The following is a 20,733-nucleotide window of genomic DNA, read 5'->3' as shown; positions in this document are numbered from 1 at the left end:
CCGGCCCATCTACTACGTTTGGGCGACATCCCCCGACCATGGCGTCTCGGGCAGAAATAAAACCGCAGGTAGACGGCCTGCGGTTTTCGCGAAATACGGGGTATGGTCGAGGGGTCGGGGTTAAACGTAGTAGATGGGCCGGTTTCGTGGCGGCGGCATCGCAGGCAGCCGACCGAGGGCGTCCGGAAGTGAGCAGGGCATCCGTCTAACGACCGATTTCCAGCCAGTTGCACAGTACGTTGGCTCGTAGCTCCATTTCCGTTGTCTTTTGCGCCTTAGTTTTGCACCTATAGCGTAATTCCAAGCGTGAGCAAAGACTTCTCACGATCGCATCAAGCTGCTCGGCATCGTTAAGCATGTCGTGCGTAACCAGGAAGACGTCATACCCCATACTTTGCAGCGCTGTCATGCGTTTGGCATCGTGGGCCAGCACAGCGCCTGATCCGTGGATGACCTCCCCCTGAATCTCCACGATGCCTGCTTTCATTATGGTTGGATTTACGATCACGATATCCCCGTAGCAGACTCTTTGCCCCGCAATGCTCTGCGCCGATGCGGTAAGCGGTGTAAGGTCGTTAACGTAAACGCTTCGAAAGCCGGCACCGCCGCGAGAGCGAGGAAGCGACAGCAATAAAATTCCTGCAACTTCAAGCGGAGAAGCTGCTATACCTGTCACCAGCTGCGCGGCGTTGTAAAACTTCGTACCCCACTTTCGTCTTTTCATCTTACTGGCGTACTCATGAAGCTCGTGTAATTCGATGAGCGGCTTCCTCATCCAGAGCGAAGTGCCCTTTAGCCTTGTGACCTCCTTCGTTTTCTTTTGCCCGTTGGGCCCCTTCGTATTTACCTGTTCTTTGGCATTTATGCGCGCATAAACGCGTTTCCATTGTGGTTCGTCTTGGCTTTCATCGAGGTCAAAGAGGGATTCGGTGGTTGCATTCTCGGCAGCGTCATTGGTTTTGTCTAGTTCCGCCTCTGCTGCTGCGGTGGGCTCAAAGACTGAGAACCATCCGCAAAATTCGTACATGGCAAGGACAAGATCGGTTGGAGACACAAAGCGCGCCATGGTAAATAGCGTCGCAAGAGGATTGGTAACCCTAAAGCTCATCGCGGTTTCCAGCGTGCTATCCACTCCCGAAGCATCATCACAGTGGATTGTTGTCCGTAATCCCGAATGGTAGTTAACGCCACCGGGCACTGTGGTGGTAATAATCGGGGTCTTGAGGATATCGGTTACGAAAGGGGCTTGGGCTAGAGCTCGCCAGCCGTCTTCTGGGCTTGGCAGTCTTGGGTAGAGGTCGCGGACCTGCGGTGGGCAGCGCCAGTAGCGGAACGCGGTGTTTGCACAAATGATCTCGTCCATATGGGCCTCCCCTAGCTTTGGCTGCGTGCCGTTATGTTTGCAGGTAGATCGATTATCAATGGCGGCATCATGCCGGTAAGTACCGGAAGCTGACCAAATGCCGACAAATAGCTCGACGCATTTCGTCTAAAGATCGCCGCGTGGCACAAATCTGCTGGCAGGCGTTCTGGGGTCGTGGTCCCTATCTCCACATTTGTGCGTGAATCCCATGGCAAATTCAATGAAAGATCGCATGAGCTTTATGCAAAACGCGCGATGACGTCAGCACATGTGAGATCAGCTAGAAACGCGTTTAAATTTTTCGATTCGAGTTTGGTGTCAAGCTTGGTGTCAAAAAGAAAAAGGCCAGAGACTTAACACCTCTGACCTGTTCTTTAGATGGTGGGCGATACAAGATTCGAACTTGTGACCCCATCCGTGTGAAGGATATGCTCTACCCCTGAGCCAATCGCCCGTCGCCTTTCGGCAAAAGAGATACTATCATAGCCGCGCGTGGTTTACCAAGAACTTTTTGCCCTCGATTGTAAATTCGTGAGAGCAAATCGCACTGTTTCAACCCAGTCAACCAACAAAACCGCAGCTTAACCACCCTTTATCGTTTAATCCACGAGGTTTCGGGACGGCAGATAAGTCGCGCGTTGTTGTAAGCCATGTCGAGCGTGAGACAGGTACGCGCGGCGTGCGGCCTCGACGACGGTGCCCTCAAAGGCGCGGCGCAGCAGCAGCGAATTGCCCTCCCCCATCAGGCTGGCGGGGATGCGCGTCAGGTTCTCCTCATCACCCAGAATGTGGTCGATGTTGGAACGGATAGGCAGGCGATAGTCAAAGACCAGCTCGGAGGGGTCCTCGGCAAAGCGCACGCGGCACGGCAGGTACTCAAACGAGACCAGCATGGGGTCGCTTTCCTTAAAGAAGCCCTTCAAAAACCAGCGTTGGCGCGCGTCGGGCTTGGTGTTGGGCTCAAAAAAGCCATAGATGGTCTCGTAGCGGCGCGTGTACAGGCCGGTGTTAAACAGGCAGCGGTCGTCGTCGAACACCAAAGGCAGGTTGGACGGCGCGGTCTGGTCCACGTCGCGCTCGGTTAGGAACACCGCGCGGCTAAACGAGAACGACAGGTAGTTTTTGAGGATGCGGTTGCCGGGACCCCAGTCCTCGGGGTCGGCGAGGTCGACCAGGCGGTCGTAGCAGGGCTCGGGGCAAAATTCGAAGTCGCACACATTGCTGCACAGGATGCTAGGGAGTTCCATGTGGCGTCCAATCAAGATAATGGCAGGCGTGCGGATGCTTTGATTTTATACGTGCGACGGATCGCCCATGCCCACAACGCAACCGCGGCGCAGCTCGTCGGCGAGTTCTTCTCGCGTGCGGTTTCCGGAAACAAGGTCCTGGATCCATGCAAAGTACTGGTTGTCTTTGGGCTCGGGGCTGTCAGACAGCGCGTCCAGTGCCGTCTTCTAGCTGAACATAGCTCCATAGCATTGCTACCTCGTTTACGAATTTTTGAGTTAAAAGCCTGCCCCTAACGCTGGATGAATCACACTAGTTACCCGACCCAAATACGTCATCTACAAGATCAGGCAAGTCTGTCCATACTTGATAGGCGGCAACGTTGTCCGGATTCATTTCTCTTGCACGACGTTTATCGTCCGTATTGTGCTTTGCGGCATTGGTCAAAGCCAGGCCCTTGTTACCATCAATCATTTCGAGATTTACCGACTTGAACTTTGACGCGGAGGACCTGTTGGGGTCAGTAGATTTTAGAACGCCAAGGTCGCGCGCTCTTTTCTCACATTGTGGCGTCGATGCAAAAGTTTCCGGGCATGGTGAGACATGATCGATTAGCCATACTTCAAAGCATGGATTGGAGATCGCGAGCCTAACTCCTTTTGTCTTTGCTTCTCGTTCTGCTGCGGCTAGATTTCTGAACTCATCTGAATCGACCACGATCCATGCGGAACTCAATGCTTCGATTTCGCCCGCTTTAACGGCCTTTTTATCTGAATCGAGCTCTCGCGAAAGCTGCTTGGCGACCTTCAAAGGGTCTCCGTCAATATGCCGATACCGCACGCTTCCGCGAACGTCCATTTCAGTAATAAGGAAGTTAAAGTATTCGGTTTCGGTCACCTTGCCATTGGACACAATTAGGTGGCGCTTTCTTTTGGCTCTTGTTTGCTTTTTGCGGCCACGAGCAAGTCCTCTCCTTTCCGCCTTAGCCATTTATGTCAGCGCCTTCCTTCATGAGTTGGGCCACAAGTTGATGAAAACTTGGGTTGGGCAGCGGCACATAGACACCGTTTAAGTAATTGCGCCCCAGATTCTCATTTGCACGAGGGGAATACTCCATCGCAGCAATTAATTGCGAAGCACCTTCAGAGTCCTTTTCCACAAACCAGACTTGGTCACGTTCGAGTACCTCTTCCATAGGGCTGGTTCGCGTCATCAAGGTGACATCATGGGTTGAGAAGATTAGCTGCGCGCCCTTTGGATTTGTGTCGGGATCGGCGAACAGTGAGACGAAGTCGCGCAGGAGCGTAGGATGAAGACTCGAATCAAGCTCGTCAATTACTGTTGTGGCCCCACTGCTTAAAGAGCGTAAGGCTACCGAGAAAAACGCGAGCGCAGCTTTTGTGCCCTCCGATTCATGGGCGGAGTCCAGCCAAAAGCCATCTCCCGAGCCTTTATGGTGGAAGAACAGATCATAAGCGAACGACCATTTAAAGTCTTCTGCTTTTTTATTGCGCGGCTCTTTTGGAATATCATCGGGTCCGATGAGTGAATCTTTTAAACTAGGGACGCCTTCAGCTTGACGAACGTCCATGCCATCAATTCCGATGTCAGCATATTTAATGAGCTGAGATAACATTTGGGCTCGCGGGTCATCGTTGATAAACAGTTTTTTAATGGTTGCAAGTTCTGCTAGATAATGCGTTGCGTCGTAGAGATAGACATCGTTGGCGAGAGCGGCGAATGCCGGCTGAATCACATTATTGCCTGCCGCCGCAACAACAGATAAGAACAAAGAGTTTTTACGTGTGATATCCCAAAGCTGTTTTTTAGCGCCCGTAAAGGAGCTGCCAAATTTAATCGACTGTTTCCCGTTAACCGAAGTGCGGTCATAGAGGAGGGACGGCTGTTTTGACCGGTATACGGTGAGGTTCTCATAAGTAACCTCATTTTTGTTTACACCAAATGAAAACTCATACTTCAAATTGCTGGCGGTAAATTCAATCGAGAACTCGGTATCACTTGATCGAGACTCTGAGTCAAGTAAAAAAGGAATGACAGGTATATGAGATTTCGAATCACCTGTTGCGTAACCGTTGCGAATAAAATAAGAGACAAAGTCTAGGGCGTCTAAGAAATTTGATTTGCCTGACGCGTTTGCACCGTAAACCGCAGCCACTCGCACGGGTCCAAGTTCCTTTTTGCTCGAAATCGGTTCAAACGAGAACTGCTGAGTATCTCGAAAGCTCTGAAAGTTCTTAAATGAAAAATTGAGGATCATCTTTAGAATCCTTCTCAAATAAATCGATTATTCACAGACATCCTTAAATAACAAAAACAATTATATAGTTTTAAAACCGATATTTGTTAGCTTTGAACAAATATCGGTTTTAAATTGAGATATTAGACAATGAACCTTATAAGTACGTATGACATAATGCCTGAAGCATAATTCTCTACACTGATATTAAGAGCAATCTTCAGTGACAGTGTCTCTTAATCTCACTCACTATGCCGGCGCATCTCTTCTCAATGCTGTCGGGAAAGAGCGAAGCTTCGGTAATGCCAAGTTTACTCAACTCGTTCAGTATTGATGCTTTCCTATCAGATGGCACTATGCAACGACCGGTTATTACGGGGCTGTCTTTGGGTAGTGGACTTATGAATTCCTCAAACGAAAAATAAGGATCTTCACCACGAATGTCATTTGGGAAAAGGATATATTGCCCCGACTGAGCGGCCTGTCTATCAAGATATCTAGTTCCGTAGACAAATAACGTGTCTTCGCAGCACTCCTTAAACCATTTTGCCTGATCGGTTGGTTCAGGGCAATTTGAAAGCACTAGATCACGTTGATAGTCAAAGTATGGTCTAGATATTGCAAGTGAAGCAAAGTCTGATAACACTTTAGAGTTCATAAACAGATGCCACGAGTCCGCGATTGCCTGACAGATGGGATATTCCTGCTTATCCCCTCCCGGTCGCCTAAAGATAAATACTTCGCCCACGTCATCCAGATTTCCGCAGGCGAAATAGAGGGCTGCAAGTGCATTTGAAGTGACATCTAATAGTCTGGTGGGGACTCCGTAGTGCTGGAGACAGGCTAAAAGATCAATTGGAAGCAAATCTCGATTAAAAACATTTGGCAATATGCGGCACGCAGTTTCAATAATATCCGCCTCGTGCTTAAGGGTGCCTATGGTAGGAGAAATGGCGTCACTTCCCGGTTTACGCCAAAGACTGTCTCTTCCGATTGACGGAACAAGATCAAACTTAGTGGATCCTTGTCCACGAAACACAAATGTAGACTCAATTGTTCTGGCGTCACCATTTATTGTTGGTGAAAGACCTTTGATGTATTTGATATACGAGGCTACATCTTCAACCTCAACTTTAGCTTCATTAGACATATATCAATCCTTTAGCGGAACAAGAAGCTTTATAAACGGCAGTATTTGAATTGCAATTATCTTATCGCTCTGGCAGATGGGGTGTAAGGTTCAACATCGGTAATAGATCGAGAGGCAGTTGAGCTGAATAAAATAGTGCCGTCGCAGCGATAGCTGATACGGCACCAATCTCTAATAAATTGATTTAGTAGAAGGCTAAAGACTTCTGCAATGGCTGCATTCACTTCTCCCCTGGTCTCACTTAAACGAGGCCTTAGCAGCGATATGCGGCAGCAAGGAGCGCTGTTCCCAGAATGAAAAGCGTTAAGGAAGCGGCGATCCAGCTGTTGTCGGCAGTCTTGGGGAGTGTCACTGCAGTCGCAGCGGCGGTTTTTGGTTTGGAGGACGCGGTCACCGTCGTCTTGGTCGTTATGTTTGTTTTGGGCGACGTGGCCGCAGGCTTCACCGCGGGATCGGTCGGCGAACTAGCACCGGGCTGCCCTGCAGCAGGACCGGCACCACCAGCAGTTTCACTAGCCCCGCCACCTGGCACCTCGCCCCTGTCCGTCTCCCCCGCCGGAGGCGTGGCGACATCGGGCACAACCACCACATGCGGTGCCATCGCACCGGAGGCATCCAACACGCCGCTAGCACCAAAAGCCCCACCAACAGGTGCTACAAACCGCGCAGACACAAGCGACCCGCTCAAGCACGCAACGCCGCCGTCGGCGCCGGTCGCATCAAGCCACGAGGCGTCGACGGAAAGCCGACAGCCGGCCGCACCATCGCCAAGGCCCGCGTCCTGCAGATACACACCGTAAGCGCGCACGCCCGCTCCGGTCCCTGCGCCCGCGGCAACGACGCGCCCGCCGGCGCGCACGGCCATGTCGCCAGCGATCACGCCGGCGACCGCCTCGTCCGTGATATCGGCCCCGTCCGCACGGACATCGACGGTGCAGCCGTCCACCGCGAACGCCTGCGAAACGTGGATCCCGCACTGCGAGCCCGTCGCCTTCAGTGTCCCGGTGCCGCGAAGCGTCAGGTTGCCCCACACCTCCATGCCGCACAGCGTGATGTCCGCATCGGGCGCATGCGACTCCGTCACGGAGTTTTGCCCGGCAAGCGTCAGCACCAGGTCGCCCTCGGCGCCGATGGCCTCGCCCGCGTAGTCGTTAAGTTCCAGGTGGTCGGCATCGGTCCAGGCCCAGCCGGGGCCCGACACGCCCGGCTCGTAGTACGTCGCGCCCGCGATGATGAGGCTCTCCGCGCCCGCTGCATAAGAAGGCCCGCCCAGCAAAACGCATAGGCAGGTAATCGTCATTGTGCAGCTACATATCCAACAAGATTGAACAAATTGGATGCCATTAGGTTGAAATCCGAATGGTTTTGGTGGTTTCGATATTGAGGGGATTATCGGAACAGCTCATCATGGCTGCCAGTGCGTTCAAAGAAAGCTACCTCTTCGTTTGATGACCATATGACAAGCCAGTCGCCAGAGTTTGCTACGTGACATTCGTTTCGCCCTGCCCAGTTGCCGCTTAGCCGGTGCATATTATGACGTCGCTTTAATATGTCCATTGACTCAGGTGTATTCTGTAGCACCAGGTCAATTAGCTTTTGAAGCTCAGATAAATCCCATTTACGGCGCTTTGCTTTTTTCTTTAAATCTCGGGAGAAGGCTGCAGAGAACTCTGCGGTTAACGTGCTCATTGTGCCATCGCCGCAGCGATCAGATCGGCGCCATTGTCAAAGCGTCCTTTTTTGCCAGATGCAAGAAAAGCGTCCCCCTCGCGAATGGCCTCAAGGCTTTCGGCACTGGGCTCCTCAGGGGCAAAAGTCAACGGGATGCGATGGGTGTTGACCATTTGCTTGAAGAAAGCGCGAGTCACGGACGACAAATCAAGTCCATAGTAATCAGCAACTTCCGCCGCCTCGCGTTTGAGGTCGTCGTCAACCCTGATGGTTAATGTTGAGCTTGCCATTTTTAGACCTTCCAATCGCGTGAGTGTACCCTTAGTATAACGCACATACAATAGTTGATTATGTTATTGCAAGTAATTACATAGTCATTTAAGTGGTATGGCACGTCATACATTGCATGCACGAAAAAGGCAACGCTCCCTATCCGGAAATGTTGCCCTTAAAGCTTCAACAGAGGTCTTGTATTGCAGCTAGGTGCGTCGCGCAGTCTCAGCAGCGATATGTGGCACCAAAAAGCACCAACCCCAGCAGGAATAACGATAAAGATGCAGCGATCCAGTTGCAGTCGCCGGTCTTGGGGAGTGCCGCAGTTGTCGCGGTGGCAGCCTTGGGCTTGGTTGTCTTGGCGACCGTGGTCTTGGTTACTGTCTTTGTTGTCTTGGTTGGCGTGGCCGCGTGTTTCAGAGAGGGATTTGCCGTGGGGCCTGTGGTGGGCTCTCCGGCTGCGGGGCTAGCATCGGTGGGTGACTTTTCCGCGCTATCGCCAGTCACCTCGCCCCCACCGGTCTCCCCCGCCGGCGCCGTGGCGCCCTTGGGTTCAATCACCACATGCGGCGCCATGTCGCCGGAAGCATTCGCCACGCCGCCGGCACCGAAGGCCCCTCCCGCAGGCGCCACGAACCGCGCAGACACAAGCGACCCGCCCGTGCACGCAACACCGCCGTCGGCACCGGTCGCATCGAGCCACGAGGCATCGACGGAAAGCCGACAGCCGGCCGCGCCAGCGCCAAGGCCCGCATCCTGCAGATACACGCCGTAGGCGCGCACGCCCGCTCCGGACCCGGCGCCCGCGGCAACGATGCGCCCGCCGCCGCGCACGGCCATGTCGCCTGCGATCACGCCGGCGAACGCCTCGTCCGTAATATCGGCCCCGTCCGCCCGGACATCGACGGTGCAGCCGTCCACCACGAGCGCCTGCGACACGTGGATCCCGCACTGCGAGCCCGTCGCCGTCAGGGTCCCGGTGCCGCGAAGCGTCAGGTTGCCCCACACCTCCATACCGCACAGCGTGATGTCCGCATCGGGCGCATGCGACTCCGTCACGGAGTTTTGCCCGGCAAGCGTCAGCACCAGGTCGCCCTCGGCGCCGATGGCCCCACCCGCGTAGCCGTCAAGCTCCAGGTGGTCGGCATCGGTCCAGGCCCAGCCGGGGCCCGACGCGCCCGGCTCGCAGTACGTCGCGCCCGCGATGATGAGGCTCTCCGCGCCCGCGGCATAAGAAGGCCCGCCCAGCAAAACGCATAGGCAGGCCATGGCAACAATCGCAATGTAATGACGGCTGGTGTAGGACTCGGCAGCAAACATACCCGCTCCGATCTTCGCAGGAGCCAATAGAATGTGCACCAGAAAATGCCCTGGTAGCAGCAGTTATTAGTTTAGCGAGATCAAGCCGTAAACAAAGAAAATGTCCCTGAGCAGCGCCAATAATTAGGTGTAAATCGTTTTGCCAATCGGTGAAAGTAGAGATAGCGTCCGGCTCGGGCGCCTAGAGGCCACTATGAGAACGCCCTTAACCTATAAGCGCTTCATGAAGCTATGGATAGGGTTCGAGAGGAGCTGTCAGGGTGGGAACCTACCTATGCCAGCTCAATCGAGCTCTCTGCGACCTCAATGCCTGGTGCGTATTTCTCTACCAGCGCGTCCAGAATTACGCGGTTGCCATTTGTCATCTTTGGAGAAGAAACGATCTTCATTGACGAAAAAGCTTCATCAGAGATAACGAGATCGTAATAGGGCGGGATTCCAGGATTGCACTTATCAAGTATGATGTCATTCGCTCTCTGAACCCGATCTATTCGGACATTGCTTACACTAGCGATACCTATTGGAACGGCTGACAAGATATAACGTCACTCTTGTTGATATGACCACGCAGCGGCTTTGTGAACTCCAAGGGCAAGTATTTTAGCTTCAACCCCACCATTTCCAAAAGTGCTAATCACTTTTGGAAATAAAAGGGACTCGTCATTTGTATATTCGACCTTGTGAAGCATGTTGATATTACGGGCGGTTTCAAAAAAGAAATAGTCTTTATCCCAAAACTCCTCGAGAGGCAGATGAAGGCCATCAAATGAACCACCAAGGGCATTCAGAACTGCTTCACTTGATAACTTATTGAGGCTCTCAGTAGACACAGAGTACCGCCTAAACGGATGACTCTTCATCTGGATTCTTACGCCACATTCAGCTCCAGCATACTCGCGCCACATGGGGATGCTCTCCTCATCAGAAGAGGTCCAACAACTGACGAGCTTCATTTTTCCAAGATTTTGAGAGTCTGCTGAATGCTGTTCTTGTGGGTCATCAACCTTATCTAACCGGCTGAACCTGATAGTCCGATTATGCAGAATCAAGGCCAGCGTATCTAGGCTTACATAATGATAGAGAACGGCGGGTGTTTCCATGTTTGGCTCCTAGCTATAACAATGAGTCCATATCGCAGTTCATAAAAATTTATAGACGCGATCGTCGACGCGCCAATGCCAATTAAGGCAGTAAACCTTAATTCTTGCCTTGCGAGCGCAAACACGGAGATGGCCAGAGATGACGTCGATGGCATATCGCTTTCACACCCCTAGCACGATGATTGACGCACATATGCACCACGATTTACGCCGTGCATACACATCAGCGTTAAGCCCAATCGTCACCACAGCCCTCTTCCAATGAAATGGAATATGACACTACGAATTACCATAATTTCCCGAGCCATCAAAATGCAATCGCGAACCATTTCAAGCAAATAGGTGTTGCCTTGAGAATCGTTGGTCCCATCCTCACGCAAAGTGCGAATGACTTGAGTCGCGCAATCGAAATCTGTCCGATTATGACTAAATGCATTGCGCAGAACCGGATTCCAACACTGCTTGATAAGGCCAGTAAATGGGCCCGTACCGACAGCGTTGAATCGCTTTGCCTTAGGGGCTGTAGAAAGTTTGTCGAACGACTTTGCACCTAGGTCTACGCCTTTGGGCATGACATCGAACGCCCCGTTACATTCGATGTTGTCGAGCCCGATAAACAGAACAAGCAGGCTGCCAATAAGCTCATATTCCCGACAATAAAGCTTCTCAATATCACTAGGAGTGCAGCAGAACGTACCGTACTTTTCCAAGTCATAGGCGTCTCCCGCCACAAGAAAAGTAAAACCGTTGAGGAGAACCGGATAAGATTCGGCTACGGAATCCAGAACTTCGTTGATTTCAGCAAGCAGCGACTTGGCACTCATATCGGTTTTGAGATAGTAACCTGCTAGGCCGGAAAGCGCCCCTGCCTCTAGACCAGAAACGAGTTTTTCACATTCAACAGCGCGCTCATACGCGTCACTTCCTGCAATCATGGGGAAACCGAGCCAAGACATTCTCGCGATTCGGCTCAGCAAGGGATAGTGTCGATTGTCCTCGTCGAGCAGTTTGCGTTCGAATTCCGAAAGAACCTTATCCGCATAATCGTCATGCCCATCGCAGTACAGTTGAAAAGCGGTCCTCAGGGCAGGCCAGTCTTCGCGGTAATAATGAAGACAATAAACCATATCGCTCACGTGCTCGCTGAGTTCATCAAACGGAATCAGCCCAGAGGCTCTGATAAAGGGGCTTGTCATGCAGGCACAATGTTCTACTGATATTTTATATGACGGAAGCTCACCAGATAACTCCACCATAACTCGGGCGCAATCTAAATTTCCATCCATGGAGGCAACCGTGCCAGGGTCGAGATTAAAATCAATCAAAGCGCAGCTCGGGTCAAGGCGAACCGCTCCGTCGATTCGGTTCCGGCACTGCGGACACAAGTATCTAACCGGATAGTCATTAACAAATCCAGCCTGGACGCGCAAACGATGCACGCATCCACATACTCCGCAAGTGACAAAGAAGTTCTTAACAACAAACACCTCTATTCAACTTCGCTGATTGCGTGAATCATAATTAACCAACCGATGTTAAATCTGATGCAAAGGCTATAGAAGAGAATTACAAAATCTCCTCGCATCTCCCGCGAACATCCTCAAATTCATGCTGTCGTCTTTATTCTATAAATAATGCCCAAAGCGACGCCTTGATAGCCCCTCGCCAATTGCCGAATCGGCAAATCCGCGTGAGCGACAAGATAATTCATCGGGCGAAAATCAAAAACTGGATAAACCTCGACGAGAGCTGCCACAAGATTACGGCGAACGCCTCACTCGAAGTCCTTCTTCCTCAATCTCGATACGTAACGATCGAGCTCGTAAAGAGCATCAATGTAGAGCTAGGCGACATCTCGAATACCCCCAATGTCAAAGCTAAGCCCTTGGAAATGGAGTCCTCCGTCCTCGTTCCAATCTTCCGAGTTTGTTGCCAGGACGACATCATTGTCCCGAACGCTTTCGGTCTCTACGATACCCTCTATGTATAGGCGATAGAGCTTCGCCTTAGGAAAGCCATCCATGATTGACTTGGTGCGGACATCCGCACAAATCCGTCCGCCGTCGAATTCGTACTTAGGGTGTTTGTTCGTTCTTTTTGGGTGCTCGACCACGAAAGAGCGGATAGACTCAAAGAAGTCCAGGCAAAGCTCAAGCCTTGCGTGATCTGAGAACTCAAATCCGTTCGAGACATCGTCACGCAGGCAGTTCTTGACCAGCCAATAAGAGCGCTTAATCCAATCGTCGAGAACAACAAGGTATACGACATCCTATGGCTTGCCGCTGAACCTGCCTTCGATTGTCGCGTTGAAATCCTGAATGCTATATTCAATTTTCAGTATCAATTCCCAAATCAGCTTACGGCGAGCCCCGTCTTTCGCGAGTCACTTTTTACCTATGCCAAGGTCCTTTTTATCAAGTCCGTCAGTCGTGCGAAGAGGCATCAATGTCTGCATAGATTCGCCTCCCAAGGAAATACAGTTCTGGTTACACTCGAAGGATACCGTGCTAAAAAGCCCAAACGATTGCCAAATCAATGGATCTGGACGAACAGCAAGAGATTTATCGGACAAAAGCTCGAAACCGGATAAGTCTTGGCAACATCAGAAAAACAAAAGCAAGACGCTATGAGCAGGACATGAAAAGCCGGGAAACCCTCCTGCATGCTTATCCGCGGATTAGGCCGACAATAATGGCGTTCAAACAACCAGCGCCTACGCCGCATTCATGGAAGGGGCATTCGATGAACAATGCTAACACTTTCACAGGGCTCGACGTTCACGCCCGTTCGATAAAGGCCAGCCGCCGACCGCGGCCGTAAGATGGGCTGTCGCGACGCGCATATCCTAGCTGCGTTCAGCACCAATGCAAACGCAGGCGAACGGTAAGGAGGGTTTAGGGCAGCGCATCAAGGCTCAACTTTTGGGTTATGTTTCAAAAAGTGTGGCATTTTTGAAACATAGTGGGGGTGAGCCCCAAGCGTCAGAGCTCTTCAGGCCAGACAAGGCCCGGTCCGAGAATGATTTTCTCCCTGCCGACGGTCTTCACATTGGCCGTGTAGCTAATCTCTAGGTCCCCGCGCTCGTAATTGCCGTAGATGTCGTCGATGAGCTTGTCGGCATCGTAGGTCACGACCCACTTGCTCCTGGCATCGCCGACCTTTCGGGCGAGCGACCTATGCTTCGCCTCGTCGAACGCGCTGCGATACAGACCGGGGCCCTTCTGCACATACGGCGGGTCGAGGTAGGCAAACAGTTCAGAGTCGCCCATCCTATCGTCGATGAAGTCCTCCGCGTCGAGTCTCGTCACCTCAATGTCGTCCCTTCGCGCCGCGATGTCCATGACCTTTTTCTTCAAGGTCCTGCGGTTGAAGCGAACGTCCATCTTGTAGTTGCCGGTCTGCTCGAGCCCGCCTATGACGCCGCCACTCAAGATACCCGATACGTTCGTCCTGTTGAGGTAGAAAGCCGCTTTGCCGAGCTCAAAATCACCCACCCCGTCATGATTCTGGTACATGTCGCGCATCTTCTTCCAGGTCTCGATGTTCAAGACGGCGGAGTCGATGAACTCGCACATCTCTTCGGCGTGATTGACGATGGCACCCCACATGCAGTACACGGCGCGGTCGTAATCATTAATCACGATCGAGGACACGTCGCCCTTCAGGAGAAGTTTGATGGCCAGCCCCGCACCGCCGGCGAACAGCTCGGCGTAGGGATGCCCAAGCAAGTCGTTCATCTCGAGGATCGCCCTGATCTCGGGGTACAGCTTCGTCTTCCCGCCAGGATACCTGATGGGCGTGTACGTAGTCGCCATCTTCTCACCTCCTCAATGTGTCGAACAAGCGGCCTCTCTATTGTTCCCGTTCATACTGCTGCCGTTTTATGATTGCGTCAACTCTTCGCTCGAGTTTCTCGTTAAAGTCCCTAATCTCCGACTCATACCTCTCTTTCCAGATGGCGGCGACAGCCAAGCCGTTTTCGCCCCACAGCCCTTCGGCCTTCTCTCTCCTGAACCATTTCTTGTAGTGCTTGCGCTCCTTATCCCCGCCGTTGTGCTCGAAGTCGCGCTTTGAGTCGGCAAATCGGCTGAGCATGACCTGCTTGGTGTAATGCCTGCCATTGCTCCAGAAGTCGTCTTCGTCCGAGAGGCCGCAAAGCAAATCGTATATGGACTGCTCAGGCGACTTGTCGCCTCCGGGTAGCACGAATCTTCTGGCGCAATCCTTTATCTTCTTTGCCGCATCCCTGTTTGAATCGGCGTCCACAACGAAGCACACGCCTCGCAGCGAGGCTATGTCCCTAACGGCGAGCTCTCCCAGCTCGCCGCAGCTGAGCTTCGCGGAGACAATATCGCATTTCCGCTTCAGCCGCGAAGGCATTATCTGCCCGAGCACCCACTTCGCCTCGTCGTCCTCGCACCAGATTTCGACCTTGGGGCCCTTTTTCGGCCTCAGCGGCTCAACCATGAGGTCGGCTTGAATCTCGTCTATCGGCGGATTTATCGTCAGCCTGATCCCGGACTCCCTCTTCTTGAGATACAGGACCTTAACCGCATCGTTTTTGCCCTGCGTCTCCTTGACGGCCTTCTCAAGGAGCGTCATCGAGTGGGTGGTGAAAACAACCTGCACCCTCTGAGCAGCGGCCCGCTCCTTCAGCAAATCGAAAAGTCTCACCTGGGAGGAGGGGAACAGGGTCACGTCGAGCTCGTCGATCAGGAGAAGGCCACCCCTGTACTCCTCGCCCATGGCGTCGGCGAGCCGCTCAAAGGAGATGAGGGCGCCCAATATCTGTCCAAGGTTGTCCTGCCCGGCGGAGTTGGCGAGGTAGTCGTAGGTGGCGGTGTTGACGAGAAGGGTCTCCTTCTGGCCGTGCTTCGACATCCTGACAACATCGGTGGTTTTATCCTGGTCGACCATAACGCGAGCGTACCACTGGTTAAAGCGCTCGATCTCGCTTTCCGAAAAGTCCGTCTGCTCGGCCTGCGGGTTAAGGAACTCGCCGACTGGGTTGGTCCTTTTCAGGCCGAGGTAGATTACGGGGTAGTCAATGTTACCCTCGCCCTTGGCTCGGGAGGAGCCGGTCACGATACGAATGGAAGATTTGTCTTTTGCGGGACGCTTAAACGATTTGACCTGGACGTGCTGCCCCTGGGATCCGGAAATGGCCTCGTCCCTGAAATCGACGTAATAGAGATGCTCGCCCGGGATATCGTGATCGGGCGACATGTTGAATATGTCGGTGAACTTGGTGCTGAACGGCCTACCGAAGATGGTCCTCCTGTCCCTGAGCCCGAACGGTTGCCCCAGCATGCCCAATATGGTGGACTTGCTCGTCCCATTCTGTCCCGCTATCACGGTAACGAGCCGCCCGAGCCCAATCTCGAGATCGTGCATGGCACGGAACCTGGAGACTTCAATCCCCTTGATGCCGAACGGTTCGAGACGCTTAGGTTTGCGCGACATGCCAGTGCTCCTGCTTCCTCAATCGAGCCTTTGGTACATCGGCCATTTTCCCACTTTGTAGCTTTTAGCGAAAGCGGACGACAGCGGCCACTCGGCAAAAAGAACGCCCGTTTCGGCAAAAGGTGCGGCCACACTGCCCGAAGTAGCTAAGCAGCGAGGCCCAGCGCCATCGTCGCGACGTTGACCGCGAACGTAGCCCTCGTCAGAAGAATCGTAGCTATGTCCTCTGAGCTGACCCGCCTGCCGATGCCGAGGGCTTTTCACAGCTCTCGAGAGAACAGGTCCTCCCTCACAGCGACAGGGCTGCCCGCTCCCCGTCCTGCGCCCAAGCCCGCTCGCTCTCGGTCAAAGCGTTATGGCGCCAGCGGGCGACGAGCCTGTCGATAAATATCTTGAAGCAGACAAACAGCACGGCGAAGGCAATGTAGCCGATGGCCAGAATGGCGAGCAATGTGAACGTGAACAGCGAATCGCCCGCAGCATCTCCGCGGATGTCAACGCAGGCCGATTAGTTTCTATCAAACGCACAGACTATGAACCAATCTTAGTAATTTTTCTTCTCCGGATATCAACAACAGTTGCAGCTAGAAGCTCTAAGCACAAACGCCAAGTAGGCTAGAAACTAACCAACAATGGCATCCGCAATCATTAGTACGTTGCCGTTTAAATGGCCCTCATCTACATTTTCTATAGCTTTGAATTCAATCCATTCGGCACCAGAAATATCTAAGTTCTCAAGCTGAATTGGAGAGGTCGATTTACTAATGTTTTTTTCAGTATGAATGCATCTGAAATCGGAATCGCCTTTGTATTTAACAAGAATTTCGAATGAAGTAGAGCTGCCCTTTCCATCAATATTTGTGCTGGAAGGGGCGATGGTAATGGACAGCTTGGAATAGTTTCCGCCCAAATAGTAGTCGGCAAAGCCACTGCAAGCTGAGCAAGATCCAATAATTCCCCAGCGGTTGGGGTCATAGCGATTTCCCGCAGTATCTTTCGCGTTCGTATCGCCTGACTGTGAATAATTGGATGACGAGCCGGGCTTATCTTTCAATAATGCCCGGCTAGAATCATCTGATGCAGCACTGGAAACAGAACCACCGCCATTATTCGAGTTCAAGCTCACGCGCTTTAGTTCATTAAGCTCATCTTCGAGCTCTTGGATTCGGTCAGTTGCCTTTTCATAATCGTCTGTAGATACAACAACATTATTGTTAACTACTATCGGATTTTGCACCTGTGGCACCAAATAGGCTACAGCCACTTCGGCGCCAATAGTAAACAGGCCGGTTATAACCGAAATTGCTAAATTCTTAGCAAAGCTATCGGATTCTTTTGCCATCCAGCGACTCCATAGTTCAAACCTCGTCGATTACAGATACTTCTTCCACACCATCTTGTCCACGATGCCGGTGTAGCTCTGGATGATCTCGACCACCTTGGTGGACACGGTCTCGTCGGCGTAGTCGGGAACAGGAGCCTTGGGCAGCGACCCCTCCGCGTCGAGCTCGACGGCGGTGTGGACGGCCTGGAGCAGGCCCCTCTCGGAGATGCCGGCTAGTGTGAAGCGGGCCTTGTCCAGCGCCTCCGGGCGCTCGGTGGAGGTGCGGATACACACCGCGGGGAACGGACGGCCGACACTTGCGAAGAAGCTCGACTCCTCGGGCAGGGTGCCCGAGTCGGAGACAACCGCGAAGGCGTTCATCTGCAGGCAGTTGTAGTCGTGGAAGCCCATGGGCTCGTGCATGCGCACGCGCGGGTCCAGCTTGAAGCCGGTGGCCTCCAGGCGCTTGCAGGACCGCGGGTGGTAGGAGTACAGGATCGGCGTGTCGTACTTCTCCGCCAGCGCGTTGATCGCGGTGAACAGGCTCATGAAGTTGGCCTTAGTGTCGATGTTCTCCTCGCGGTGTGCGGTGAACAGCATATAGCGCTTGGGCTCCAGGCCGAGCTCGGAGAGGATGTCCGAGGCCTCGATCTTATCCAGGTTCGCGCGCAGGACCTCCGTCACGGGCGAGCCCGTGACGGAGGTGCGCTCCGGGGCGCAGCTAGTATCCTTGAGGTAGCGGCGGGCGTGCTCGGAGTAGGCCAGGTTGACATCGGAGATCACGTCGACGATGTGGCGGTCTCCTTGGGCAGGCACTCGTCCTTGCAGCGGTTGCCGGCCTCCATGTGGAAATTGGGGATGTGCAGGCGCTTGGCCGCGATGGCGGACAGGCAGCTGTTGGTGCCACCCAAGATAAGCAGCGCGTCGGGCTGGACCGGGACCATCAGCTTGTACGAGGCCGCGATGATGTTGCCCACGGTCTCGCCCAGGTCCGCGCCCACGGCGTCTAGGTAGACGTCCGGGTCGGCGAGCGATAGGTCGCGGAAGAAGATGCCGTTGAGCGTGTAGTCGTAGTTCTGCCCGGTGTGCGCCAGCAAGCAGCCGAAGTGGCGGCGGCACTTCTTGATGACCTCGGACAGGCGGATGACCTCGGGGCAGGTACCCACGATGATGAGCAGCTTTAGGCGGCCTTCATTTTTGAACTGAAAATTTCTTTCCTTTATCTCCTTTCAGCTAATCGCGTTTAAATAGGTCCCTTGTATAAACCTTTTCTGAAACATCCGCGAGCTCGTCGCTCCAGCGGTTGGCGACAATCACGTCGCAGCCGGCCTTGAAGGCCTCCAGGTCGTGGGTCACCTCGGAGCCGAAGAACTCCGGCGCGTCCAGCGTGGGCTCGTAGACCACCACGGGCACGCCCTTGGCCTTCACGCGCTTCATGACGCCCTGGATGGAGCTCGCGCGGAAGTTGTCGGAGTTGGACTTCATCGTCAGGCGGTAGACGCCCACGACCGGCTTCGGCTTGCCCTCGTACACGCGGCCCCATACCATCTGCAGCACCTCGTCGGCCACGAAGTCCTTGCGGGTGCGGTTGGCCTCCACGATGGCCTCGATCAGGTTCTGCGGCACGTCCTTGTAGTTGGCCAGCAGCTGCTTGGTGTCCTTGGGCAGGCAGTAGCCGCCGTAGCCGAAGCTGGGGTTGTTGTAGTGGCTGCCGATGCGTGGCTCCAGGCACACGCCGTCGATGACGTCGCGGGTGTTGAGGCCGCGGACCTCGCAGTAGGTGTCGAGCTCGTTGAAGTAGGCCACGCGCAGCGCCAGGTAGGTGTTGGCGAAGAGCTTGACGGCCTCGGCCTCGGTGGTGCCCAGCACGAGCTCCGGGATGCCCTTGGAGCCGTCGGCGTTCACGCGCTCCAGCTCGGCGGGGTCGGCGCCCTGCGATAGCAGGCCGGCGAACTTCTCGGCGGCCGCGACGGCCTCGTCGTCGTCCTTGGGCGCGCCCACCACGATGCGGCTGGGGTGCAGGTTGTCGTAGAGCGCCTTGCTCTCGCGTAGGAACTCGGGGCTGAAGAAGATCTTGCTGTCGCCCAGCCTATCGCGAAGACCCGCGGTGTAGCCGACGGGAATCGTCGACTTGATGACAATCCAGGCATCCGGGTTCACCGAGCGCACAGCGGCGATGGCAGCCTCGACGGAGGAAGTATCAAAGAAGTTCTTATCGGAGTCGTAGTTGGTGGGCGTGGCGATTACGGCGTAGTCGGCGCCCGTATAGGCCTCGACCACGTCGACAGTGGCGTGCAGGTCGAGCTCGCGCTCCCCCGCCTTGGCCTCTGTCAGGAAGCGCTCAATCTCGTCATCCTGGATGGGCGATATGTAGTTGTTGATCTTCTCGACCTTTTCGGGCACGATATCCAGCGCGTGCACCTCGTTGTGCTGCGAAAGCAGGACGGCAAGCGACAGGCCGACGTAGCCGGTACCGGCGACAGCAATCTTCATGTCATTCTCCAGTTTCTTAAATATAGTTGCGCACCCATTGCTACTGGGCGCAAAGAAATTGTGCAGCGTAGCTACTGCCCCTGTGCCCTATACCTGGCCTCGGTGGCCTCCTTAGCCGGGCGCCACCAGGACTCGTTGGCGACGTACCAGTCAATGGTGGACTTCAGGCCCTCGGCGAAGTCGGTGTGCGCCGGCCTCCAGCCGAGCTCGCGCTGGAGCTTCGTGCTGTCGATGGCGTAGCGGCGGTCGTGGCCGGGGCGGTCGGCGACCCAGTCGAAGTCCTCGGGGTCGCGGCCCATGGCCTCGAGGATCATGCGCAGGACGGTGATGTTGTCCCTCTCGCCGTCCGCTCCGATGAGGTAGGTCTCCCCCGTGCGGCCCTTGGTGAGGATGTCCCAGACGGCCGATGAGTGGTCCTCGGTGTGGATCCAGTCGCGGACGTTCTCGCCCTTACCGTAGAGCTTGGGGCGCACGCCGTCGACGATGTTGGTGATCTGGCGCGGGATGAACTTCTCCACGTGCTGGTAGGGGCCGTAGTTGTTGGAGCAGTTGGAGATCGTGGTGCGCAGGCCGTAGGTGCGGGTCCACGCGCGGACGAGCATGTCGGAGGAAGCCTTGGTCGAGCTGTACGGAGAGGAGGGCCTGTAGGGCGTCTCCTCGGTGAACTTCGCCGGGTCGTCGAGCGCAAGGTCGCCGTAGACCTCGTCGGTGGAGACGTGGTGGTAGCGGACGCCGTATTTGCGGACGGCCTCCAGCAGGCGGAAGGTTCCCTCGACGTTGGTGCGCAGGAACGGCTCGGGGTCTGCGATGGAGTTGTCGTTGTGGCTCTCGGCGGCGTAGTGGACGATGGCGTCGTGGCCGGGGACCAGCTCATCGAGCAGCTCCGCGTCGCAGATGTCGCCCACGACGAGCTCCACGCGGTCGGCGGGCAGCCCGGCGATGTTCTCGGGGTTGCCGGCGTAGGTCAGCTTGTCCAGGACGGTCACGTGCACGTCGGGGTGGTTGTTGACCACGTAGTGGACGAAGTTGCTGCCGATGAAGCCGCAGCCGCCCGTGACGATGATGTTCTTGGGTTCAAAAATCTCAGACATA

17 protein-coding genes, 1 tRNA gene and 1 pseudogene are annotated in these 20,733 nt (G+C 54.4%); all 19 read right to left on the bottom strand.

The window, feature by feature from the left end; genetic code table 11:
* Positions 1–205: 205 nt before the first annotated feature.
* On the bottom strand, positions 206–1,363 hold the full coding sequence (locus DWV58_RS06125; protein ID WP_117776528.1) for a hypothetical protein: 1,158 nt from the start codon (positions 1,361–1,363) through the stop codon (positions 206–208).
* 379 nt (positions 1,364–1,742) lie between these two features.
* Positions 1,743–1,817: transfer RNA gene (locus tag DWV58_RS06120), tRNA-Val, on the bottom strand.
* A gap of 138 nt (positions 1,818–1,955) precedes the next feature.
* A pseudogene (locus DWV58_RS09940) lies at positions 1,956–2,610 on the bottom strand (DUF3825 domain-containing protein).
* Positions 2,611–2,902: 292 nt separating this feature from the next.
* Positions 2,903–3,580 carry an RloB family protein gene (locus DWV58_RS06105; RefSeq protein ID WP_117776526.1) on the bottom strand — a complete coding sequence of 226 codons (678 nt, stop codon included), beginning with the start codon at positions 3,578–3,580 and terminating at the stop codon, positions 2,903–2,905.
* Positions 3,573–4,868, bottom strand: a complete 1,296-nt coding sequence (locus DWV58_RS06100; RefSeq protein WP_117776525.1) for an ATP/GTP-binding protein — start codon at positions 4,866–4,868, stop codon at positions 3,573–3,575. The genes DWV58_RS06105 and DWV58_RS06100 overlap by 8 nt, the downstream gene beginning before the upstream one ends.
* Before the next feature lie 199 nt (positions 4,869–5,067).
* A complete protein-coding gene (locus DWV58_RS06095; protein ID WP_117776524.1) occupies positions 5,068–5,997 on the bottom strand; it encodes an FRG domain-containing protein in 930 nt (309 codons plus the stop codon).
* A 253-nt stretch (positions 5,998–6,250) separates the two neighbouring features.
* A complete protein-coding gene (locus tag DWV58_RS09815; protein WP_147345866.1) occupies positions 6,251–7,297 on the bottom strand; it encodes a hypothetical protein in 1,047 nt (348 codons plus the stop codon).
* An 89-nt stretch (positions 7,298–7,386) separates the two neighbouring features.
* The gene (locus DWV58_RS10155) at positions 7,387–7,686 is read right to left on the bottom strand and encodes a type II toxin-antitoxin system YafQ family toxin (RefSeq protein WP_117641041.1); all 300 of its coding nucleotides are present in this window, start codon (positions 7,684–7,686) and stop codon (positions 7,387–7,389) included.
* Positions 7,683–7,958: a type II toxin-antitoxin system RelB/DinJ family antitoxin gene (locus DWV58_RS06080; protein WP_117641040.1), complete on the bottom strand. Its 276-nt coding sequence runs from the start codon at positions 7,956–7,958 to the stop codon at positions 7,683–7,685. Before DWV58_RS06080 ends, DWV58_RS10155 begins: the two co-directional genes overlap by 4 nt.
* A 208-nt stretch (positions 7,959–8,166) precedes the next feature.
* Positions 8,167–9,261 (bottom strand): hypothetical protein, encoded by a 1,095-nt coding sequence (locus tag DWV58_RS06075; protein ID WP_117776522.1) that lies wholly within the window; start codon positions 9,259–9,261, stop codon positions 8,167–8,169.
* Between the two features lie 545 nt (positions 9,262–9,806).
* Positions 9,807–10,361 carry a DUF2971 domain-containing protein gene (locus DWV58_RS06070; protein ID WP_117776521.1) on the bottom strand — a complete coding sequence of 185 codons (555 nt, stop codon included), beginning with the start codon at positions 10,359–10,361 and terminating at the stop codon, positions 9,807–9,809.
* A 242-nt stretch (positions 10,362–10,603) separates the two neighbouring features.
* The gene (locus tag DWV58_RS06065) at positions 10,604–11,686 is read right to left on the bottom strand and encodes a hypothetical protein (protein ID WP_147345865.1); all 1,083 of its coding nucleotides are present in this window, start codon (positions 11,684–11,686) and stop codon (positions 10,604–10,606) included.
* A 1,656-nt stretch (positions 11,687–13,342) separates the two neighbouring features.
* The gene (locus DWV58_RS06055; protein WP_117776518.1) at positions 13,343–14,176 is read right to left on the bottom strand and encodes a DNA adenine methylase; all 834 of its coding nucleotides are present in this window, start codon (positions 14,174–14,176) and stop codon (positions 13,343–13,345) included.
* A gap of 37 nt (positions 14,177–14,213) precedes the next feature.
* The gene (locus DWV58_RS06050) at positions 14,214–15,824 is read right to left on the bottom strand and encodes an AAA family ATPase (RefSeq protein ID WP_117776517.1); all 1,611 of its coding nucleotides are present in this window, start codon (positions 15,822–15,824) and stop codon (positions 14,214–14,216) included.
* Positions 15,825–16,446: 622 nt separating this feature from the next.
* Complete coding sequence (locus tag DWV58_RS06045; protein WP_117776516.1) at positions 16,447–17,166, bottom strand: hypothetical protein; 720 nt, start codon at positions 17,164–17,166, stop codon at positions 16,447–16,449.
* Between the two features lie 30 nt (positions 17,167–17,196).
* Positions 17,197–17,964: a UDP-N-acetyl glucosamine 2-epimerase gene (locus DWV58_RS06040; RefSeq protein WP_304465961.1), complete on the bottom strand. Its 768-nt coding sequence runs from the start codon at positions 17,962–17,964 to the stop codon at positions 17,197–17,199.
* The gene (locus DWV58_RS10110) at positions 17,928–18,314 is read right to left on the bottom strand and encodes a UDP-N-acetylglucosamine 2-epimerase (protein WP_304465960.1); all 387 of its coding nucleotides are present in this window, start codon (positions 18,312–18,314) and stop codon (positions 17,928–17,930) included. The genes DWV58_RS06040 and DWV58_RS10110 overlap by 37 nt, the downstream gene beginning before the upstream one ends.
* A gap of 67 nt (positions 18,315–18,381) precedes the next feature.
* On the bottom strand, positions 18,382–19,641 hold the full coding sequence (locus tag DWV58_RS06035; protein ID WP_117776515.1) for a nucleotide sugar dehydrogenase: 1,260 nt from the start codon (positions 19,639–19,641) through the stop codon (positions 18,382–18,384).
* Positions 19,642–19,712: 71 nt separating this feature from the next.
* Positions 19,713–20,732 carry a dTDP-glucose 4,6-dehydratase gene (rfbB, locus tag DWV58_RS06030; RefSeq protein WP_117776514.1) on the bottom strand — a complete coding sequence of 340 codons (1,020 nt, stop codon included), beginning with the start codon at positions 20,730–20,732 and terminating at the stop codon, positions 19,713–19,715.
* Position 20,733 lies beyond the last annotated feature (1 nt).

Source organism: Collinsella sp. AF11-11, assembly GCF_003465485.1.
In the GTDB taxonomy this organism is placed as follows: Bacteria; Actinomycetota; Coriobacteriia; order Coriobacteriales; family Coriobacteriaceae; genus Collinsella.
The sequence above is the reverse complement of the archived record's forward strand: the minus strand, read 5'-3'. Positions and strand labels throughout refer to the sequence as shown.

Excerpts from the sequence above, each read along its gene's own strand:
- DWV58_RS06125 (WP_117776528.1), bottom strand. The coding sequence starts at position 1,363 with ATGGACGAGATCATTTGTGCAAACACCGCGTTCCGCTACTGGCGCTGC.
- DWV58_RS06105 (WP_117776526.1), bottom strand. The coding sequence starts at position 3,580 with ATGGCTAAGGCGGAAAGGAGAGGACTTGCTCGTGGCCGCAAAAAGCAA.
- DWV58_RS06100 (WP_117776525.1), bottom strand. The coding sequence starts at position 4,868 with ATGATCCTCAATTTTTCATTTAAGAACTTTCAGAGCTTTCGAGATACT.
- DWV58_RS06095 (WP_117776524.1), bottom strand. The coding sequence starts at position 5,997 with ATGTCTAATGAAGCTAAAGTTGAGGTTGAAGATGTAGCCTCGTATATC.
- DWV58_RS09815 (WP_147345866.1), bottom strand. The coding sequence starts at position 7,297 with ATGACGATTACCTGCCTATGCGTTTTGCTGGGCGGGCCTTCTTATGCA.
- DWV58_RS10155 (WP_117641041.1), bottom strand. The coding sequence starts at position 7,686 with ATGAGCACGTTAACCGCAGAGTTCTCTGCAGCCTTCTCCCGAGATTTA.
- DWV58_RS06080 (WP_117641040.1), bottom strand. The coding sequence starts at position 7,958 with ATGGCAAGCTCAACATTAACCATCAGGGTTGACGACGACCTCAAACGC.
- DWV58_RS06075 (WP_117776522.1), bottom strand. The coding sequence starts at position 9,261 with ATGTTTGCTGCCGAGTCCTACACCAGCCGTCATTACATTGCGATTGTT.
- DWV58_RS06070 (WP_117776521.1), bottom strand. The coding sequence starts at position 10,361 with ATGGAAACACCCGCCGTTCTCTATCATTATGTAAGCCTAGATACGCTG.
- DWV58_RS06055 (WP_117776518.1), bottom strand. The coding sequence starts at position 14,176 with ATGGCGACTACGTACACGCCCATCAGGTATCCTGGCGGGAAGACGAAG.
- DWV58_RS06050 (WP_117776517.1), bottom strand. The coding sequence starts at position 15,824 with ATGTCGCGCAAACCTAAGCGTCTCGAACCGTTCGGCATCAAGGGGATT.
- DWV58_RS06045 (WP_117776516.1), bottom strand. The coding sequence starts at position 17,166 with ATGGCAAAAGAATCCGATAGCTTTGCTAAGAATTTAGCAATTTCGGTT.
- DWV58_RS06035 (WP_117776515.1), bottom strand. The coding sequence starts at position 19,641 with ATGAAGATTGCTGTCGCCGGTACCGGCTACGTCGGCCTGTCGCTTGCC.
- rfbB (WP_117776514.1), bottom strand. The coding sequence starts at position 20,732 with ATGTCTGAGATTTTTGAACCCAAGAACATCATCGTCACGGGCGGCTGC.